Origin of the sequence: Flavobacterium sp. CF108 (assembly GCF_900129795.1) — a bacterium.
Taxonomy (GTDB): domain Bacteria; phylum Bacteroidota; class Bacteroidia; order Flavobacteriales; family Flavobacteriaceae; genus Flavobacterium.
On sequence record NZ_FQWW01000002.1, the window covers coordinates 188,459 to 206,305 of the forward strand.

Consider the following 17,847-nt stretch of genomic DNA (forward strand, 5'->3'; position numbering starts at 1 on the left):
ATTTAACTGCCAAATAAAATTTTTATATTTAACATTAAAATTTTTATAGGTCGCGTAAATACTGGCTTCCTTTTTTAAGATTGACCACAGATTTTACAGATTAAACGGATTGACACGGGTTTCTTTTTTATTTAATGTAAATACTAAACCTATTATTTACATCAGTTCAAAACTTTAGCCACAGATTAAAAAGATTACATTGATTTAAAAAATCAGTGCTAATTCGTTTAATCAGTAAAATCTGTGGCCTGTTTTATAGAATAACATTGATTCAAAAAAAATCAGTGTCAATCCGTTTAATCCGTAAAATCTGTGGTCTATTCTTTTTGCTTAAAATTTAAAGCTCAAACGAGCAAATCCAAATCTTCCGTTTAATCCAAATTGCGATACGGCTCTTGAATATGCAAACTGATTTGCATTTGTCAAGTCTGTACTTGGTGCCGGAGATAAAGTTGGAGTTGTATTGGTGAAAGCCGGAGTTGAAGGATTATTTCTGTCCGGATAAACATCTCCTATATTATTAAACCCAACAGTCGCTCTAAAATGTTCGTTGATTTGATATCCGAAAGATAAATCAGTTACTAATTTTGCGCTGTATTCCGGATGCTCGTATACAGAAGCAAATCCATCTAAATTAACATCAGTTGCTCCCGGATCCGTTACTTTTCCGAAATAACTGTTTCTTAAATAAATATCCAGTTTTTTAATACTGAAAGTTGTAGTTAAGTTCGCTTTCAATTTCGGAATTGCTTCTTCTAAATAAACTCGGCTTGATTCAGGAAAAAATGAATATATATAAGGATCTCCACCTGCATTAACAATAGACTGCGGAATATGTAAATCTCCTACTCTTTTTGTTTGATTATAACTTAAAGCAAAATCATTTCTGATTACAAAATCCTGAATTACATCGTATTTTTGAGAAATTACTACATCAATTCCTTTCGTTTCAGAGTCAATTCCGTTTGTCCAGAACGAAGCTCTTTCTACACCTTTCAAATCAAATGCTTGTTGAAACAATGTCAAGGCATCTTTTTGTGTTTGCGATGTAGCGGCATTTATCTGCGCATCTGTAGGTCTTGCATATTGTCCAGACAAAACAATTCTGTCGTTGATTCTTGTAAAATAAGCATCGGTTGCGATTGTGATATTGGCTTCCGGGATTTTAAATGTAAATCCTGTGCTGATACTTTTTGATTTCTCTGGTTTTAGGTTTTCTACACCAATACTTTTTGCTGCCTGAGAATCATTTGTAAAATATCCAACCTGATATGGAGATCCGTTAATGAACTGAGTTGAACTTGCTTCAAAGTATTTTTGCTGTAAAGATGGCGCTCTAAAACCTGTTTGTCCAGAAATTCTCCAGTTGATATTATCGTTTAGTTTTAAAAGAGAAGCCAATTTAAAAGTAACTGTACTTCCAAAATCTGAATAGTTTTCATAACGTGCAGCTCCGTTTAACAGCCAGTTTTCGGTTGCATTTAATTCTAAATCAATATAAGCTGCACCGCTTCGTCTGTCTCTTTCTTTAGCATCTGAAGGCTGAAATCCTGAAAATCCCTGTGCTCCTGCTCCACGTTTGTTTCCAAAAAAATCAGTAACAATTAAAGGTGAAGTAGTTGGTAAAACTCCCGAAACTAAAGTTCCATTTACATCATATAATCCGTATGAAGCTTCTTCTCCTTGTTTAATTTGATAATTTTCATATCTGAATTCACCACCAAAAGCAACGTTTAAACCTGCAAGAAAATCAAATTTTCTGCTGAAATCTAAATTGGTTGTACTTTGTAAAAATGAAACTTTTCCGGCATCAAAACTAGAAGGAGAATTTACGCCCAAAGTTGCATTGATCGTATTGTTTACATCATATTTAAAAGAGTTTGTTCCCAGGTTTGAACTCAAATCTGTATCAAATCCAAATAATTGTGTATTTACTCCAAGTGCTGCAGAAGCGTCTAAAATTCCCGATTCGATTTCTGGTAAAAATCCATTTTCATACACTTGTGTGAAAGTTCCAGAACCATTTGGAAGTCTGTTGAAAGCATACGATTTACCATCTCTATAAGAAACTCCACCAAATGAATACAATGAAGTTGTTTCTGTTAAAGGATATTTTGCATTATAATACGCTTGTCCCGAAGCCAGTTCTGACTGACCAACACTCATATTATAGTCCGCTCTTTCTTGTCCTCTGTATGCTAACTCATTATTAGTAACATCAAAATTAAGTGCAGTCTGCAATTGCGTAATTGTTGTTGCAGATGAAATAGCGGTTTGCTGTGCCGGCGTAAAATAACTTACCTGCGGAGCATATTGCTGTATCGAGCTTATAATTTGTGCCGAATTTGGAGTCGTATTAATATTACTAAAAAGCGAATTGATCTGAACTCCATTTTGAGCCGCTCTGTTTTCTACAGCATTGTAGGCATTAAAAATTCCGTTATTTCTAATTCCTGCACGGCTTGTTGCTTGTCTTGTTACGGCTGTTCCGGTAACATTCAAGAAACTTCCCGGTTTACCTAATGATGTCCCGTAGTTTAAATCGACTTGCACGGTTTGTCCATCGGCTCCGCCTTTAAAATTATTGGATCCAGAAGATAAATTAGTTCCGTATTGAATTCCTCCCGAAAGATATTTAGCATTCTTTTTCAATACAATATTAATTACTCCGGCAATGGCATCAGAACCGTATTGTGCCGCAGCTCCATCTCTTAAAACTTCGATTCTTTCAATGGCAAAAGATGGAATCGCATTTAAATCTGTTCCTACAGATCCTCTTCCAGGTGATCCGTTTATGTTTACTAAAGCACTGGTGTGTCTTCGTTTTCCGTTTACTAAAATTAAAACCTGATCTGGGCCTAAACCTCTTAATTGTGCCGGATCAACGTGATCTGTTGCATCTGCAGTTGATGTTGCGTTACTGGTAAAAGATGGCGCAACATAATTTAAAATTTGAGTTACGCTGGTTTGCGGTGCTCCTTTTGTTATTTCAGAAATATTAAAAACATCAACCGGAACCGGCACATCTGTTTTTACTCTATTTTTATTACGAGTTCCAATTACGGTAACTTCCGACAGTTCATTGTTCTTTAAAGTATCCTGCTCAGTTTTATTATCCTGGGCATACAGACCTGAAAATGTCAAAAGACCTAAAACGATTAGTACATTTTTTTTCATTTCTTTTTACTGATTAATTTGTTTTTGGCTTAAAAGGATTTACAGTTTATTTTCGGTTTTAAACAAAAAAAAACCTCTGCGGCTGGCAGAGGTTCTATATATGTTGTTGAAAAATAACTACAATAGAGTCTCTGCGGATAATTCCGGCATCTTACAAGACATCATATTGCAAACTGTAAATTTCATTTTGTTCTGTTTATTTTAACAAGGCAAATGTGCGAACTATTTTTTAACTGACCAAACAAAAACAAAAATATTTTCTATTACCCTATCAAATTAGTATATTACTGTTAAATTTCTGCTATAAAAAATAAAAAAAGTTGAACTTTAATTTGCAAATCAAAATGGTTTTATACCTTTGCACGCGAATACAGAGGAAAAATTTGAACTGATTGCAACCTCTTCATAATGAAATAATTCGTTATGAATACCGAAACCAAGATTTCGGTAGTAAAAAATGCTAAAGCAGGAATTCTCCTTTAGCACTTTCAGCAATTACTTTTCCTCGCTTAATGTTAATTTAATAAATTATTATGGCTTATTTATTTACGTCAGAATCTGTTAGTGAAGGGCATCCAGACAAAGTTGCAGATCAAATTTCGGATGCTTTAATTGATAACTTTCTGGCATTTGATGCTGACTCAAAAGTAGCTTGTGAAACTCTAGTTACTACAGGTCAGGTTATTTTAGCAGGTGAAGTAAAATCGAATACTTATCTTGATGTACAACAAATTGCACGTGAGGTAATCCGTAAAATTGGATATACTAAAAGTGAATATATGTTTGAAGCAAATTCTTGTGGAATTCTTTCAGCAATTCACGAGCAGTCTGCAGACATTAACCAAGGTGTTGACAGAGCTAAGCCAGAAGAGCAAGGTGCAGGAGATCAGGGAATGATGTTTGGTTACGCTACAAACGAAACTGAAAACTACATGCCTCTAGCTCTTGATTTATCTCATAAATTATTACAAGAGTTAGCTATTTTAAGACGTGAAAACAAGGAAATCACGTATTTACGTCCAGATGCTAAATCTCAGGTAACTTTAGAATACAGCGACGATAACAAACCAACTCGTATTGATGCGATTGTTATCTCAACCCAGCATGATGATTTTGATGAAGAAGCTGTAATGCTTGCTAAAATCAAAAAAGATATTATCGAAATTCTTATTCCAAGAATTATCGCTAAAAACCCAACTCACGCTCATTTATTCAACGATAAAATCAACTACCATATTAACCCAACAGGAAAATTCGTTATTGGAGGACCTCACGGAGATACTGGTTTAACAGGAAGAAAAATCATCGTTGATACTTACGGTGGAAAAGGTGCTCACGGTGGTGGTGCATTCTCTGGAAAAGATCCAAGTAAAGTAGACAGAAGTGCTGCTTATGCAACGCGTCATATCGCTAAAAACTTAGTGGCTGCGGGTGTTGCTGACGAAATCTTAGTTCAGGTTTCTTACGCTATTGGAGTTGCTCAGCCAATGGGTATTTTCATTGAAACTTACGGAACTTCTAAAGTAAACTTAACTAACGGTGAAATCGCTAAAAAAGTAGAAGCTATCTTTGATATGCGTCCTTACTTTATCGAACAAAGATTAAAATTAAGAAACCCTATTTATAGTGAAACTGCTGCTTACGGACACATGGGACGTAAACCAGAAACGGTTACTAAAACTTTTTCTGCTCCAGGTGGAAACGAAAAAACAGTTACTGTTGAATTGTTCACATGGGAAAAACTTGATTTTGTTGACCAAGTAAAAGCTGCTTTTGGATTGTAATTCATAGCTGATACGATTAATTTTTTTTAATCTTACTATATATATTACCCCGAATTCTATTCGTTTAGAGTTCGGGGTTTTTATTTGTTTATGTGGTTGTATTTGCTTTTCTTAGTACAAAATAACTGACCAAAAAATGAGTAAACTTCCTTCGTTACAAAACGTTCTAAATGCGACGCTAAAAACTGTTTTGAGATTTCCTTTAGAAACTATAACCGCTATTTTAGGTACTGTTTTCGCTATTTTATTTATTAGACAAGATCGCATATATGATGACAAATTCTATATAAAAGCCATTATGAGCTGCTCATTGTGCCTTGTATGGTTTGTTTCTGCAAGTTTGTTTTTTGCTGCAAAACACAAAAACGGTATAATCCGGTTTGTAGTTAGTATATTGGTTAGTGTACCATTAGTCGCTTTTGTATTTAATTTTGGAGAAAGAATCTCAGATGTTGAAGCGCAGCAGTTTTTTGTATTCAGCCTTACTTTGCATTTACTGGTTTCTTTTGCAGGTTTTTTACCAAGAACTTATAATCAGGAAGAGTTTTGGGAGTTTAACAAACAGCTTTTTTTACGCATACTAACTTCCGGCTTGTACAGTATTGTTCTTTATACGGGTTTAGCTTTGGCTATTTTAGCTGTAGATAAATTATTTAAAGTAAAATTGGATGATAAAATCTATGGATATTTATTTTTTACTATTGCCGGAATTTTTAATACCATTTTCTTTTTAAGCGGGGTTCCTGAAACCAATAGTAAAGAGTATCCGCTTCGTTTAAATTATCCTAAAGGACTTAAAAATTTCACTCAGTTTGTTTTATTACCTTTAATAAGCATTTATTTAGTGATTTTGATTTGTTACGAAACCAAAATCCTTATCACGCTTTCACTTCCTGTCGGCTGGGTTTCTTATCTGGTTTTGGCGTTTGCTATTGTTGGAATCCTTTCTTTTTTACTCGTTCATCCTATTGCAAATGAAAATGGCAATTTATGGATGCGAACTTTCAATCGCTGGTTTTATTTCTTATTAATTCCGTTGTTGGTATTGCTGTTTTGGGCGATTTTATACCGAATCAATCTTTACGGATTTACGCACAAACGTTATTATGTTTTATTGTTATCAATTTGGCTGGCAGTTGTTGTGGCTTATTTTTTAATTTCCAAACATCCAAAAATAAAATTCATTCCTATAAGTATGTGCCTTGCCGGATTGTTTTCTATTGTGGGGCCGCAAAGTGCCAGTTCTGTTTCAAAATACAGTCAATTATCCCGATTTGAAAGTTATCTGCAAAAAACTGAAAAGAAAAAATTGACTTTTGAACAAGAACAGGAATTAAGCAGTATCGTTGATTTTTTAGATCGAAATTATACACTTGAAGATATGCTTCCGTATGCAGATAAGAAATTAGATGCGTTATATAAAAAAGACAAAGATCCCGGATCATATAAGATTATGGAAAGCTTAGGTTATGAATATCGATCCAAATATGACCGAAAAGATGATGCTGACGATATTTTTAATTATTATTTCTATGAAGATCCTGATGAAATAGTAGATATACACGGCTATGATTTCATAATCGTTTTATATAAAAACAGTCCATACGAATGTAAAAGCTGTTTAACTATTGATAAAACTATTTATTCTATTAAATCGAAAGCTAGAGATTATGGTCAGGATTTAATAATCAATCAAGATATTATTCCGCTGAAAATAAACGATTTCATCAATTCATCTTCTGGTTTTACTAACAATAACTCAGACAAAAAAATTGAACAGCGAATTGAGAATTCAAAATACACTATTTTACTAACTTATTTGAGTGCAAATGGGGATATTGAAAACAACAAAAAAACACCTGAAAATTACCAGATCAAAGTAATGGTAGCAATTAAAAAATAAAAAAAGAACCCGACAAGATTTTAAGTTTTGTCGGGTTTCCTTTTTTATAAATTTTGAACTTTAATACGTTCCATTTTGCATTTTTGAAAGCGTTTGTTTTATATCGCTTGCCGTTACTTCTTCAACTTCTGGCGTTAAATATTTTACTGCCAAATTCTGCGTTACAATTGCTTTTTCTTTTTGACCGTCTTTATAATATAACTGTGCCAAAGTATCTAAATAATACGGATTGTTTTTTGTTACTACCAAACTGTATTCTGACCAAACAATAGCACTTTTTATAAAAGAAGCATTCTGCGGTTTTAAAACAACATTCCATGCCGTAGAATTACAAAGGTTTGAATGATAATCTTTAAATGAATTCCATCCGTCATAAGAATAACTTGAAGTTGGATCTAAAGAAGAATATATAGCGTCTAATTTTTCAATTGGGCTTCCTTTTTCTGAGGCTAAGTTGGAGTCGAAATAACTGCTAAAGTCTTTTAGGAAATTCGTATTTGAACCGTCTTTATCTTCAATTTGGCTTAAATAATCAAAATAGTTTCGGTACGATTCAAAGTTTCCTTTTCCTAAAGCAATGACCTTTTTATAAATCGAAATATTTTTCTCTTTATTTACTTCTCCTGAAGTTCCTTCCTGAGAAACATAAGTGTTTTGCTGTAATGCAGAAGAAATTTCAGAAACTACATTTCCTAAAACATGTATTTCTCCTTCTTTATTATTGAATGCTGTACGTTCAGCTTCAATTGCGTCAGAATGTTTTAAAAGATAATCAATTGCTAAATAATCTGTATCGTTTAAGATTCTGTCTTCATTAAAAAGCTGTTTTGTAAAACCTTGGTTTTTGATTTCTTTTACAATAGTTTCAACCAAATACAAGTTTGGTTTTGCGTCTTTTTGATGTGCTTCGATTAGTTTTTTCCAGGTTTGAGCAATCTCTTTTTTATCTACAGCTGTTTTTGTTATCGTAAATTCCGTAGGATTATCTTCTGTAACAACATAATCTGAATCATAATCATACGAAGATTCTAAAACCGAAGCTCTATTAAAAGCTCTGATCAAATCTGCGTCGGCTGCTTTTTTGTTTTTAAAAATTTTATCAATCGTTACAAAAGCATCTGCACGCAAAAGTTTTCTGTAAAGATCTCCATAATAATTAAAGTGATATGATTTGTCTGCTAAATCAGATTTTGCAACCGCTAATACATCTCCGTTTCCGTTTAAAACAAATACACTCGGATCGTTTGTAATTTTATTGTTTTTCAACCATTTTTTATCATCGGCTCCAGCCAGATAATAATTATAAACATCATATTGCGGATTATATGCTTCGTACATATTATATCCAGTCTGCGTTTCCTGATCTTTTACAAAAGCATCAAAACTTTCTTTTGCTGACTTATTTTTGCTATTTGCTAAAACAACCAAATACTTATTTGTACTTGCCCCTTTAGTAGATTCAATTGCTTTTTTAAGATTGTTTTCGATTTTTAATTTAAAATCAAATTTTACAACATTAGAATCAACTGCATAATCAACCACAGCCGCAGAAGCTGTATCAACAGCAACTCCGGTTCCAAAATCTTCATTTAAATAATCAACTTTACCCGGATAAGTCCATTTTGAAACGGTTTGATTTTCAAGAGGTGTAACTTTTGATTTTTTTACGGGCTGCGGCTCTTTTTCGTTTAGAAATACCAACGGATTTTTCCCTCCTTTTTCAGAGATTTTTAATTCATTTGTTTTCTTGTCATAAAATCCGGCAAGTTTTAAATCGCCTAAAACTTCCAGTTCGTAATTAATCGTTATTTCAGCAATATCTTTTGGTAAAGCATATTTTTCCACATGGCTATTTCCATCATATTCCTCATAAACTAAGTATAAATAATCTGCTTTATCGATTTCAAATTCTAAATCTGTTTTTGCCCATTCAGGGTCCAGTTTAGTTTTTATATCCGAAAGTCTTTGATACTGGATTTCTTCTGTACCATTTTGAGTTCCTATATAAAAAGAATAATACGAAGGATCTAAAAATTTAATCTTGATATTTTTTGCTTTTTTATCAGTAACAAACGACAGATCAAATCTGTTTTCTGCGTTTGGTTTTTTAATAAAAACTAACGAATCGCCTTTAATTTCGTAACCTCCCGTATAAAAAACCAGTTCGTATTTATTATCGTCTAATAAGTTTAGTTTGATTTTTTGACCTTTGTTTGTAGATAAGTAAGTACCTTTTTCTATGCTTTTTGTTTGAGAAAAAGACATAAAAATTCCAGAAGTAAATAGTAATAAACTCCAAATAAAATTGCGCATAATTTAAATTTTGGTTGTTAATATTAAACACAAAGATATTTGATTCTTACTTAAACCCGGCAGGAAAACGCAAATGATTGTAATTAAAATACTATAAATTATATTTCATCGAAAATATGATGTATCGCGGCTGTACAGTATATTGTGAGACTCTTGTAGAGAATTGCGAAAAACTATCGTCGTTAAGATATGTTGTATTTAATAAGTTTGTTGCCGAAACTTTATATTCCCATTTGCTGTTTTTCTTTTGATAAATTAAACTGGCGCTTAAAAAATCATATTCGTTGTCCACCGTTTTATCTCCGTTATAATAATGATAGAATTCATATTCTGACACGAAAGAAAAACTATCCAGGAAGTAATAATCTAATTTTACAAAAGGTTTGTCTGTATAAAATGTAGAACCACTGTATTTATTCACCAAAAGATTATAACCAAACTCTATATTCGGCAGGTTTTTATAATTTGTAGAAGCTTTAACGGTATAACTTTGCACAAAACTTTCAGTTGTTCTTTGTTCATTATTTTGAATGTTATTGAACTTTGACCAGTTCAAACTTCCATTTACTGAGGCTTTGTAATTCTTTAAAAACGAACGCCCGTAAGCTCCCATTCCAGAGAAAGTTTCATCGGCTAAATTGGAATTATATGGAACTGAAGATTGATTAATTCCATCAAAATTAGCTTCTGTTTTAATCGCATCCACTTTTCTTGTATACGTTGCATTGGCGAAAATATTCTCGAAATTGAACATGTTATATTTGAAATAACGAAGCGAATGTACTTGCGAAGTTGCATTTTCTAAAGTACGATCTCCACGAAATAAACTACTGTAATCTGACAAAACGTAACCAGCCGCCAATTGATTAATATCGGTAAAATCATTTGTCAAAGAGAAATTATATGTCAATGTTTCTGATTTTTTGATTTGGTATAAAGCAAAAAAGTCTGGCAGTATTTTAGTGAAACTCTGCGAATAATTTGAACCCAATTGTCCGTTTCTCATTTGATAAGAATGCAGACTAACTCCAGGCGTCAAAGTAAATTTTCCTGTTAGAATTTTATAATGGAATCCTAAAAACGCATCGTTAAAACGATAATCTACATCATTGTTATTTTCTGTATTCGTTAAGTCATTTCTGTCCCCATTGTCCAACATTTGAAAAATATGAGAATTGAAATTTTGATATGAATAGGTATTTCCTACTGTAACATTGAAATTGCTTTTTGGCGTTACCATATAATAGTAATCCAATTTTGCGTCTAATTTATTGGTTTTAACAAAACGATCTTGATTGTAATCGTTTCGATTCTGACCTGGAATATATCCTGACAAATTGAAAGGAAGTGTTCGCAGATTGGCATTATAAAATGGATTTTCGTCCTGATATAAATGCTGCATTTCAAAAGCAAAAATATTCTTTTCGCTTTGTGTATAATACAAACTCAAATTTTGATTAACCGAAGTTGGATCTTGTTTCTTAGTTGTAAAAATAGTTTCTGAGTCAGGAATCTTATTTACAACTTGTTCACGAAGTAAATCAGTATCTTCTTCCTGTTTTGATAATTTGGTCAGAATATCATAATCAAACTGAAATTTATCATTTGGCTTATAAGTTGAACTTAATTTAAACAATCCCAAATTGTTTTTTTGATGCGTTAATTCGTCTCTTTTCTGCTGATCTCCAGAATCTAAAATCGTGGTTTGTGATTTGGTTTCTAAATCTGTTTTTGAAGTCGAAAGAATTCCGAAACCGCTTATATTCCATGCTTTTGTTGGAGAATAAGAGAAGTTTGTTGCGCCAAATTTGGTTTCAATTTCTTTTGCCCGATTGTTTCTTAAAACCGAAATTCCTAAATCATTTGATGATACATTAAAAGAGCTTCCGCCTTTTTTCATCATATTTTTAAATCCGCCCGTAAACTTAAAATAATCCTGCGCCGTAAGAGGCAGTTCTCCAATATTATTAAAATTGGTAATTAAATTAATGCTGTATTTCGGGCTGTAATAAAATAGCTTTGGATTTATAATATAACGGCTGTCAAGTTCTGCAACGCCAATTCCGGCTGTCACATCTCCAAACCAAAAGTTCTTTTTACCTTCTTTCAGTTTAATATTCATCGCCACATTTTCCTGATCGTTTTCAAGACCTTTTAAAGCGCTTACTTCGTTGTAATTCCTTAAAACCTGAACTTTGTCAATGGCATCGGCAGGAATATTTTTAACGCCCAGTTTGGTATCTCCGTCAAAAAAATCTTTTCCTTCAACCATTAATTTACTAACTTTTTTTCCTTCAACTTCAATCTCGCCATCGGCATTTACCTCAACGCCCGGAAGTTTCTTCAGGACATCTTCAAGCTTTTTTTCGGTTCCTGATTTAAACGAATCGGCGTTGTAAACAATAGTGTCGCCTTTTATAGAAACGGGCATTTCACGAACGATTTCAACTCCTTCGAGTTCAATTCCCGCGCCGTCCATAACAATGTTTTGAACGATATTTTCCGTTTTGGTCGAAATGGCAATTTCTTTAGATTTCATTCCCAGATAACTTACTTTAACTGTATAGGAAGCATTTGGTTTTAAAGTCAATTGAAATTTTCCTTTATCATTAGTAATTCCGTATGAATCCATTGCTTTTGTAGCATTGTTGACTGCCATAATATTGGCCATCTCCAACGGATTTTTTTGTTCATCCTGAATAAATCCATCGAAACGAACACTTTGAGAAAAGCATATAGAAGTAAAAAGTAAGGCAAATAAAAAAAGTGTCTTATTCATTATCAGAATATTGGAAGTTGACCCGAGCGAAAGCGAACGGGCGAAGCAATTTTGGGATTTGAAATTTGAAATTTGGAATTTTATAAATTTTATCTTCCCATTGGCATTGCAGGACCAGAAGTACGTCCGCGGTTCATTTCTCTAAATTCTTCCATTTTCTTAATTACCGTTTCGTCGTACTCTTTTTGAGAAACTACTTTCCCTTTTTTAGATGGTTTTATTTCGACTTTTTCTTTAGCATTCAAAACAATTTTAGAACATAAAATCACTGTTTTTCCATCGTTTACTTCTAAAATCAAACCCGGTAATCCCCAATAATTTTCTGGCCCCTGATTAACCGGAATTTCCGGCGTATACCAAGCGGTAACGGTGATTTCTTTCGGGATTTCAAAATTGTCTTCAAAATTAGTTTTTGTCTCTCCGGATGTTTTTTTGGCTTCATCCTTTTTTTCATCCTTATTTTTTGGTCTGAAGTTTCTAAAATCAGTTTTGCTGGCTTCTTTAACAGCCGTTGCTTTAAAACAATTGTAACCGCCAATTTGTTTGGTTTCCTGTTCTAGTTTCCAGTTTAATTTTGGCAGAGAATCCACAACGAGGAATTCTTTTCCCATAAATTCTTTATCAACGGTATACGATTTTGCTTTCACATCTTTGTAAAAAGTTCCACCGCCCCCCATCATCGAACTCATCATAACACGAAAACCGCCTTGCTGTCCCGGAGTTTCGAGTTTTTCTTCTTCTTTATAAATAGAAGCTGTTTTATCAAAATTTAATATGAAAGTTTTCTCCAGCATTTGTTTCATACGCTCTTCCATGCTTTTCTGCATTTCTGGTGTAATATCTCGATTTCCAGCTCGCATTCCTTCAAATTTAGGCGGCTGAGTTTTAGATTCATAAACAGCCATTCCCTGAAAATCTTTTTGGGCGTGTACTTGTGTAAAAGCAAATATTAAGAGTAAATAAGATAGTTTTTTCATGTGGTTATATTTAAAAGATTGTGAAGTCTTGTAAAACTTACATTCAAATTTATTACTAATTTTAAAATACTGAAAGTTAAATATATCAATGCCAAAATGGTATCGACAAAATCGGTTCTTTGTAGGACTATTCTAATTTACAAAGGTTTAAATTCGAAAAACTGCCAAAACACTAATTTTAAGATATTCTTTAGCGTAGTTTTTGTACTTTGGCTTATGAAATTATACTATTATGAGTAAAACAATGCGCCAAATTTTATTACTGCTGTTTATTGCGTGTTCGTTTTCGACTTTTTTTGGGCAAAGCCAAAAAGTAAATGCTTCTGTGATTTCAAAATTCAAAATTGATTCTGATGAATTTATTGGCTACGACTCTTTTGGATATTCTTATCAGATAAAGAACAATGTTTTTAGCAAAATAAAAGGAAGTGAAATTTTTGAATACAAGAATGTTTCGTTAGGAAATATTACAAAAGTTGATATTCAGAATCCGCTTAAAATTGTTTTGTTCTATGAAGATTTCAACATTGTTATTTTATTGGATAATCAGCTGAATAAAATGACCGAAATTAATTTTTCGCAAAATACAAATCCAATTGTTGTCAGCGCTATTGGGATGTCAACGCAAAATCAGCTTTGGATTTTTAATACGCTGAATCAGCAGATTTGCCTTTTTGATTATTTAAAAAATGAATACAAAACGGTTTCAATTCCGTTAACCGAAGGCATAAAATATTACCAAACCGACTTTAATACTTTTTATTGGATTGATAGAAAAAACAATTGGTTTTCATGTGATATATTTGGAAAAATTTCAAGTTTGGGCAATGTTTCTGATTTTGATAAAATGGAAATAATTTCTTCTCAAAAATTCATTTTCAGCAAAGCTAACTTATTGTATTTGAGAGAAAATACTAACACAATTTCTGAAATTGAAGTTTTAGAAAAAACGTTTGACAAATTCTATTACAAAGACCAAATTTTATCTATTTTTACAACTAAAGAAATTGTAAATTATAAAATCGTAACACCGTAATGCACATAGCAATAGCAGGAAATATAGGCGCAGGAAAAACTACATTAACTAAATTATTAGCCAAACATTTTAAATGGGAGCCTCATTATGAAGATGTGGTTGATAATCCGTACTTAGACGATTTTTACCATCAAATGGAACGCTGGTCGTTTAATTTACAAATCTATTTCCTGAATAGTCGTTTTCGTCAGGTTTTGCAAATTCGCGAAAGCGGTAAAAAAATCATTCAGGATAGAACGATTTATGAAGATGCGCATATTTTTGCTCCCAATTTATATGCAATGGGATTGATGACAAGCCGTGATTTTGAAAATTACACGTCTTTGTTTGAATTAATGGAATCCTTGGTAAAAGCGCCTGATTTATTGATTTATTTAAGAAGTTCTATTCCTAATCTTGTTGGACAAATCCACAAACGCGGACGCGAATACGAAAACTCTATTTCGATCGATTATTTAAGCCGTTTGAACGAAAGATATGAAGCATGGATTCAGACTTACACTAAAGGAAAATTATTGATTATAGATGTTGATAATATAAATTTTGTTGATAATCCTGAAGATTTAGGAAACATCATTAATAGAATTGATGCTGAGCTTAACGGATTATTTTAAAACACGAATTTCACAGATTTGCACGAAATAAAAAAATGCCTCTAAATAATTTTAGAGGCATTTTTGTTTTATGAGACTTTTCAAAAATTTAAAGCCAGGATTATTATTTAATATTTTTTAGATTGAATCGTAATGTATAGTCCCTACGGGACATTATTCCAACTCTTTTTTATTTTTTCTACCGATATTTAACTCCTAAAGGAGTATGATTCTCTATTTCTATTCCTTGATCCTTTTATCAAATATTTAATTCCTAATGATATATCTCGTAGAGATTATATATCTGTAGAATATTATCGCACCACCTAATATTTGTCCCGTAGGGACTATACCAAACGAAATGATTCTTTATGAATATTTTATTCCTAAAAGTATATATCTCGTAGAGATTACATATCGGTAGAACATTATCGCACCACCTAACATTTGTCCTGTAGGGATTATACCAAACGAAATGATTCTTTATGAATATTTTATTCCTAAAAGTATATATCTCGTAGAGATTACATATCGGTAGAACATTATTGCACCACCTAGAATTTGTCCCGTAGGGACTATACCAAAGAATCAAGTTTCTTACTCAATTCGAAATTCACTAAATAAAAAATGCCTCTAAAATTATTTAGAGGCATTTTCGTTTTTATGAAACTTTGACAAAGCTATTTTTATTTAGCAGTTGCTGCGCTAATTTTCGCTTCAACTTCTTCTTCTGTTCCTTCGTAAACTTCTGTAGTTGTTTTTCCGTTTTCAGTTTTAGTTACAGTTCCTCTAGTTTTACCGTTGTCATTTCTTAGATCAACGCGAACAGATTTTTTCTCATATTTACTTGTATCGAAACAATCTGTTTTTTGATATTTTCCGGTTTTATCAAAATGCGCTAAGCATTTTGCTGTTTCTTCTTCAGTACAGCCTTTTTCTTTGCACATTTTAATACATTCTTCTTTTGTCATTCCTGATAAATCTCCGCATTTAGAAATTCCTCCTGCATGCATTTCAGTTTTTGCACAGCAAGAAGCTTTTCCTGCAATATTTGATTCAGAATGTCCATCACCTAAAATTGGTGCAACAACTAATCCAATCAAACAAGTTAATTTAATCAAAATGTTCATTGATGGCCCAGATGTATCTTTAAACGGATCTCCAACTGTATCTCCGGTCACGGCAGCTTTGTGTGCATCAGAACCTTTATAAGTCATTTCGCCGTTGATCATAACTCCGGCTTCAAAAGATTTTTTAGCATTGTCCCAAGCTCCTCCGGCATTGTTTTGAAAAACTGCCCAAAGCACTCCAGAAACCGTAACTCCTGCCATATATCCTCCTAACATTTCAGCAATTAACTGATTGTTATCTGCGTAAACTAATTTTCCTAAAAGTACAATTGCAATTGGAAAACCAATTGTTAGAATTCCCGGAAGCATCATTTCGCGTAAAGCTGCTTTTGTAGAAATTTCAACACATTTTCCGTATTCCGGTTTTCCGGTTCCTTCCATAATTCCCGGAATTTCCTTGAATTGACGACGAACTTCATACACCATATCCATCGCTGCTTTTCCAACAGAATTCATCGCTAAAGCAGAGAAAACCACCGGAATCATTCCACCGACAAATAACATCGCTAAAACTGGCGCTTTAAAGATATTGATTCCGTCAATTCCTGTAAACGTTACATAAGCGGCAAATAAGGCTAATGAAGTTAAGGCTGCAGAAGCAATTGCAAAACCTTTTCCGGTTGCTGCAGTTGTGTTTCCAACAGAATCTAAAATATCGGTTCTTGTACGAACTTCTTTTGGTAATTCACTCATTTCGGCGATTCCTCCGGCATTATCAGAAATTGGCCCGAAAGCATCAATTGCCAATTGCATTGCTGTTGTTGCCATCATTGCAGAAGCTGCTAAAGCAACTCCGTAAAATCCTGCCAAAGCATATGAAATCCAGATCGCACCAGCGAACAATAATACAGTTGGGAAAGTCGAAATCATTCCCGTTGCTAAACCTGCAATTACGTTTGTTCCCGCTCCTGTAGATGATTTTTGAACAATGGCCAAAACTGGTTTTGTTCCTAATCCTGTATAATATTCTGTTACGGATGAAATAGCTCCACCAACAACTAATCCAACTAATGTTGCATAGAAAACACGCAATGATGAAATGTCTTTTGATCCTTCTCCAAAGAAAGTCATCTGCATGGTTTCAGGAAGCATATGTTTTACTAAAAAGAAACAAGCCACAGCTGTTAAAACAATCGAAACCCAGTTTCCTATATTTAATGCTTTTTGAACTTGTGCTTCTTTTGCATTGTCATCTGAAATTTTTACTAAAGTTGTTCCGATAATGGAGAATAAAATCCCGAAACCGGCAATCGCCATTGGAAGTAAAATTGGACCAATTCCGCCAAAAGCGTCATTGATACTTCCGCCCATATCTTTTATAACATAGTTTCCTAGTACCATTGCAGCAAGAACTGTTGCTACATAAGAACCAAATAAATCGGCTCCCATACCGGCAACGTCTCCAACATTGTCTCCAACGTTATCTGCAATTGTTGCAGGGTTTCTTGGATCATCTTCCGGAATTCCGGCTTCTACTTTACCAACTAAATCAGCACCAACATCGGCTGCTTTAGTGTAAATTCCGCCTCCAACTCTGGCAAACAATGCGATTGATTCTGCACCAAGAGAAAATCCGGCTAACGTTTCTAAAACAATCGTCATTGTTTCAGTATCTTTCCAAACTCCGTCAGAAAATAAATTAAAGAAAATTATAAAAAAAGTAGTTAAACCCAGAACTGCAAGACCTGCAACGCCCAGCCCCATTACGGTTCCGCCGCCAAAAGATACTTTTAGTGCCTGTGGTAAACTTGTACGTGCTGCCTGTGTTGTTCTAACGTTTGTTTTGGTTGCGATTTTCATACCTATATTACCTGCGTAAGCTGAAAATAATGCGCCAAAAATAAATGCAATTACGATCAATAAATGTGTTTTTACACCCGGAATAAAAGTAATTCCTGCCAAAGCTAAACTTGCAATAATAACAAAGATGGTTAATAGTTTATATTCGGCTTTTAAGAAGGCTAAGGCTCCTTCGTAGATGTAATCTGAAATCTCTTTCATTTTACCGTCTCCGGCGTCTTGTTTTAAAACCCAAGTCCTTTTTATTCCCATGAAAAGTAATCCTAAAACTGCCATGACAATTGGCAGGTAAATCATAAATGCATTCATAATATATTAATGGTTTTGGTTAATAGTCAACAATCTAACTGAAACG

The 17,847-nt window shown here is 33.3% G+C and carries 9 protein-coding genes; 4 read left to right on the top strand and 5 right to left on the bottom strand.

The window, feature by feature from the left end; translation table 11 throughout:
- Positions 1-330: 330 nt before the first annotated feature.
- Entirely contained in the window at positions 331-3,177 is a 2,847-nt protein-coding gene (locus tag BUE10_RS06120; RefSeq protein ID WP_073483346.1) for a TonB-dependent receptor plug domain-containing protein, read from the bottom strand.
- A gap of 533 nt (positions 3,178-3,710) precedes the next feature.
- On the opposite strand from BUE10_RS06120, the gene metK reads away from it, so the two are divergent.
- Together metK and BUE10_RS06130 are read left to right on the top strand one after the other, a co-directional pair.
- On the top strand, positions 3,711-4,961 hold the full coding sequence (metK, locus tag BUE10_RS06125) for a methionine adenosyltransferase (RefSeq protein ID WP_073483348.1): 1,251 nt from the start codon (positions 3,711-3,713) through the stop codon (positions 4,959-4,961).
- A 136-nt stretch (positions 4,962-5,097) separates the two neighbouring features.
- Positions 5,098-6,864 carry a DUF4153 domain-containing protein gene (locus BUE10_RS06130; protein ID WP_073483350.1) on the top strand — a complete coding sequence of 589 codons (1,767 nt, stop codon included), beginning with the start codon at positions 5,098-5,100 and terminating at the stop codon, positions 6,862-6,864.
- 60 nt (positions 6,865-6,924) lie between these two features.
- Here BUE10_RS06130 and BUE10_RS06135 read toward each other — a convergent pair whose 3' ends face one another.
- The 3 genes from BUE10_RS06135 to BUE10_RS06145 all read right to left on the bottom strand — a co-directional run bounded on the left by BUE10_RS06135 (position 6,925) and on the right by BUE10_RS06145 (position 12,933).
- Positions 6,925-9,177, bottom strand: a complete 2,253-nt coding sequence (locus BUE10_RS06135) for a hypothetical protein (RefSeq protein ID WP_073483352.1) — start codon at positions 9,175-9,177, stop codon at positions 6,925-6,927.
- A gap of 91 nt (positions 9,178-9,268) precedes the next feature.
- Positions 9,269-11,956, bottom strand: a complete 2,688-nt coding sequence (locus BUE10_RS06140; protein WP_073483354.1) for a carboxypeptidase-like regulatory domain-containing protein — start codon at positions 11,954-11,956, stop codon at positions 9,269-9,271.
- 89 nt (positions 11,957-12,045) lie between these two features.
- Positions 12,046-12,933, bottom strand: a complete 888-nt coding sequence (locus tag BUE10_RS06145) for a GLPGLI family protein (RefSeq protein ID WP_073483356.1) — start codon at positions 12,931-12,933, stop codon at positions 12,046-12,048.
- A gap of 232 nt (positions 12,934-13,165) precedes the next feature.
- Between BUE10_RS06145 and BUE10_RS06150 the strand changes: the two genes are divergently transcribed.
- Both BUE10_RS06150 and BUE10_RS06155 read left to right on the top strand, forming a co-directional pair.
- Positions 13,166-13,969, top strand: a complete 804-nt coding sequence (locus tag BUE10_RS06150) for a hypothetical protein (RefSeq protein WP_073483358.1) — start codon at positions 13,166-13,168, stop codon at positions 13,967-13,969.
- Positions 13,969-14,583 (top strand): deoxynucleoside kinase, encoded by a 615-nt coding sequence (locus tag BUE10_RS06155; RefSeq protein WP_053470079.1) that lies wholly within the window; start codon positions 13,969-13,971, stop codon positions 14,581-14,583. Before BUE10_RS06150 ends, BUE10_RS06155 begins: the two co-directional genes overlap by 1 nt.
- A gap of 665 nt (positions 14,584-15,248) precedes the next feature.
- Here BUE10_RS06155 and BUE10_RS06160 read toward each other — a convergent pair.
- Positions 15,249-17,801, bottom strand: coding sequence for a sodium-translocating pyrophosphatase (locus tag BUE10_RS06160; RefSeq protein WP_073483361.1), 2,553 nt, complete (start codon positions 17,799-17,801; stop codon positions 15,249-15,251).
- Positions 17,802-17,847: the final 46 nt, after the last annotated feature.

Excerpts from the sequence above, each read along its gene's own strand:
- BUE10_RS06120 (WP_073483346.1), bottom strand. The coding sequence starts at position 3,177 with ATGAAAAAAAATGTACTAATCGTTTTAGGTCTTTTGACATTTTCAGGT.
- metK (WP_073483348.1), top strand. The coding sequence starts at position 3,711 with ATGGCTTATTTATTTACGTCAGAATCTGTTAGTGAAGGGCATCCAGAC.
- BUE10_RS06130 (WP_073483350.1), top strand. The coding sequence starts at position 5,098 with ATGAGTAAACTTCCTTCGTTACAAAACGTTCTAAATGCGACGCTAAAA.
- BUE10_RS06135 (WP_073483352.1), bottom strand. The coding sequence starts at position 9,177 with ATGCGCAATTTTATTTGGAGTTTATTACTATTTACTTCTGGAATTTTT.
- BUE10_RS06140 (WP_073483354.1), bottom strand. The coding sequence starts at position 11,956 with ATGAATAAGACACTTTTTTTATTTGCCTTACTTTTTACTTCTATATGC.
- BUE10_RS06145 (WP_073483356.1), bottom strand. The coding sequence starts at position 12,933 with ATGAAAAAACTATCTTATTTACTCTTAATATTTGCTTTTACACAAGTA.
- BUE10_RS06150 (WP_073483358.1), top strand. The coding sequence starts at position 13,166 with ATGAGTAAAACAATGCGCCAAATTTTATTACTGCTGTTTATTGCGTGT.
- BUE10_RS06155 (WP_053470079.1), top strand. The coding sequence starts at position 13,969 with ATGCACATAGCAATAGCAGGAAATATAGGCGCAGGAAAAACTACATTA.
- BUE10_RS06160 (WP_073483361.1), bottom strand. The coding sequence starts at position 17,801 with ATGAATGCATTTATGATTTACCTGCCAATTGTCATGGCAGTTTTAGGA.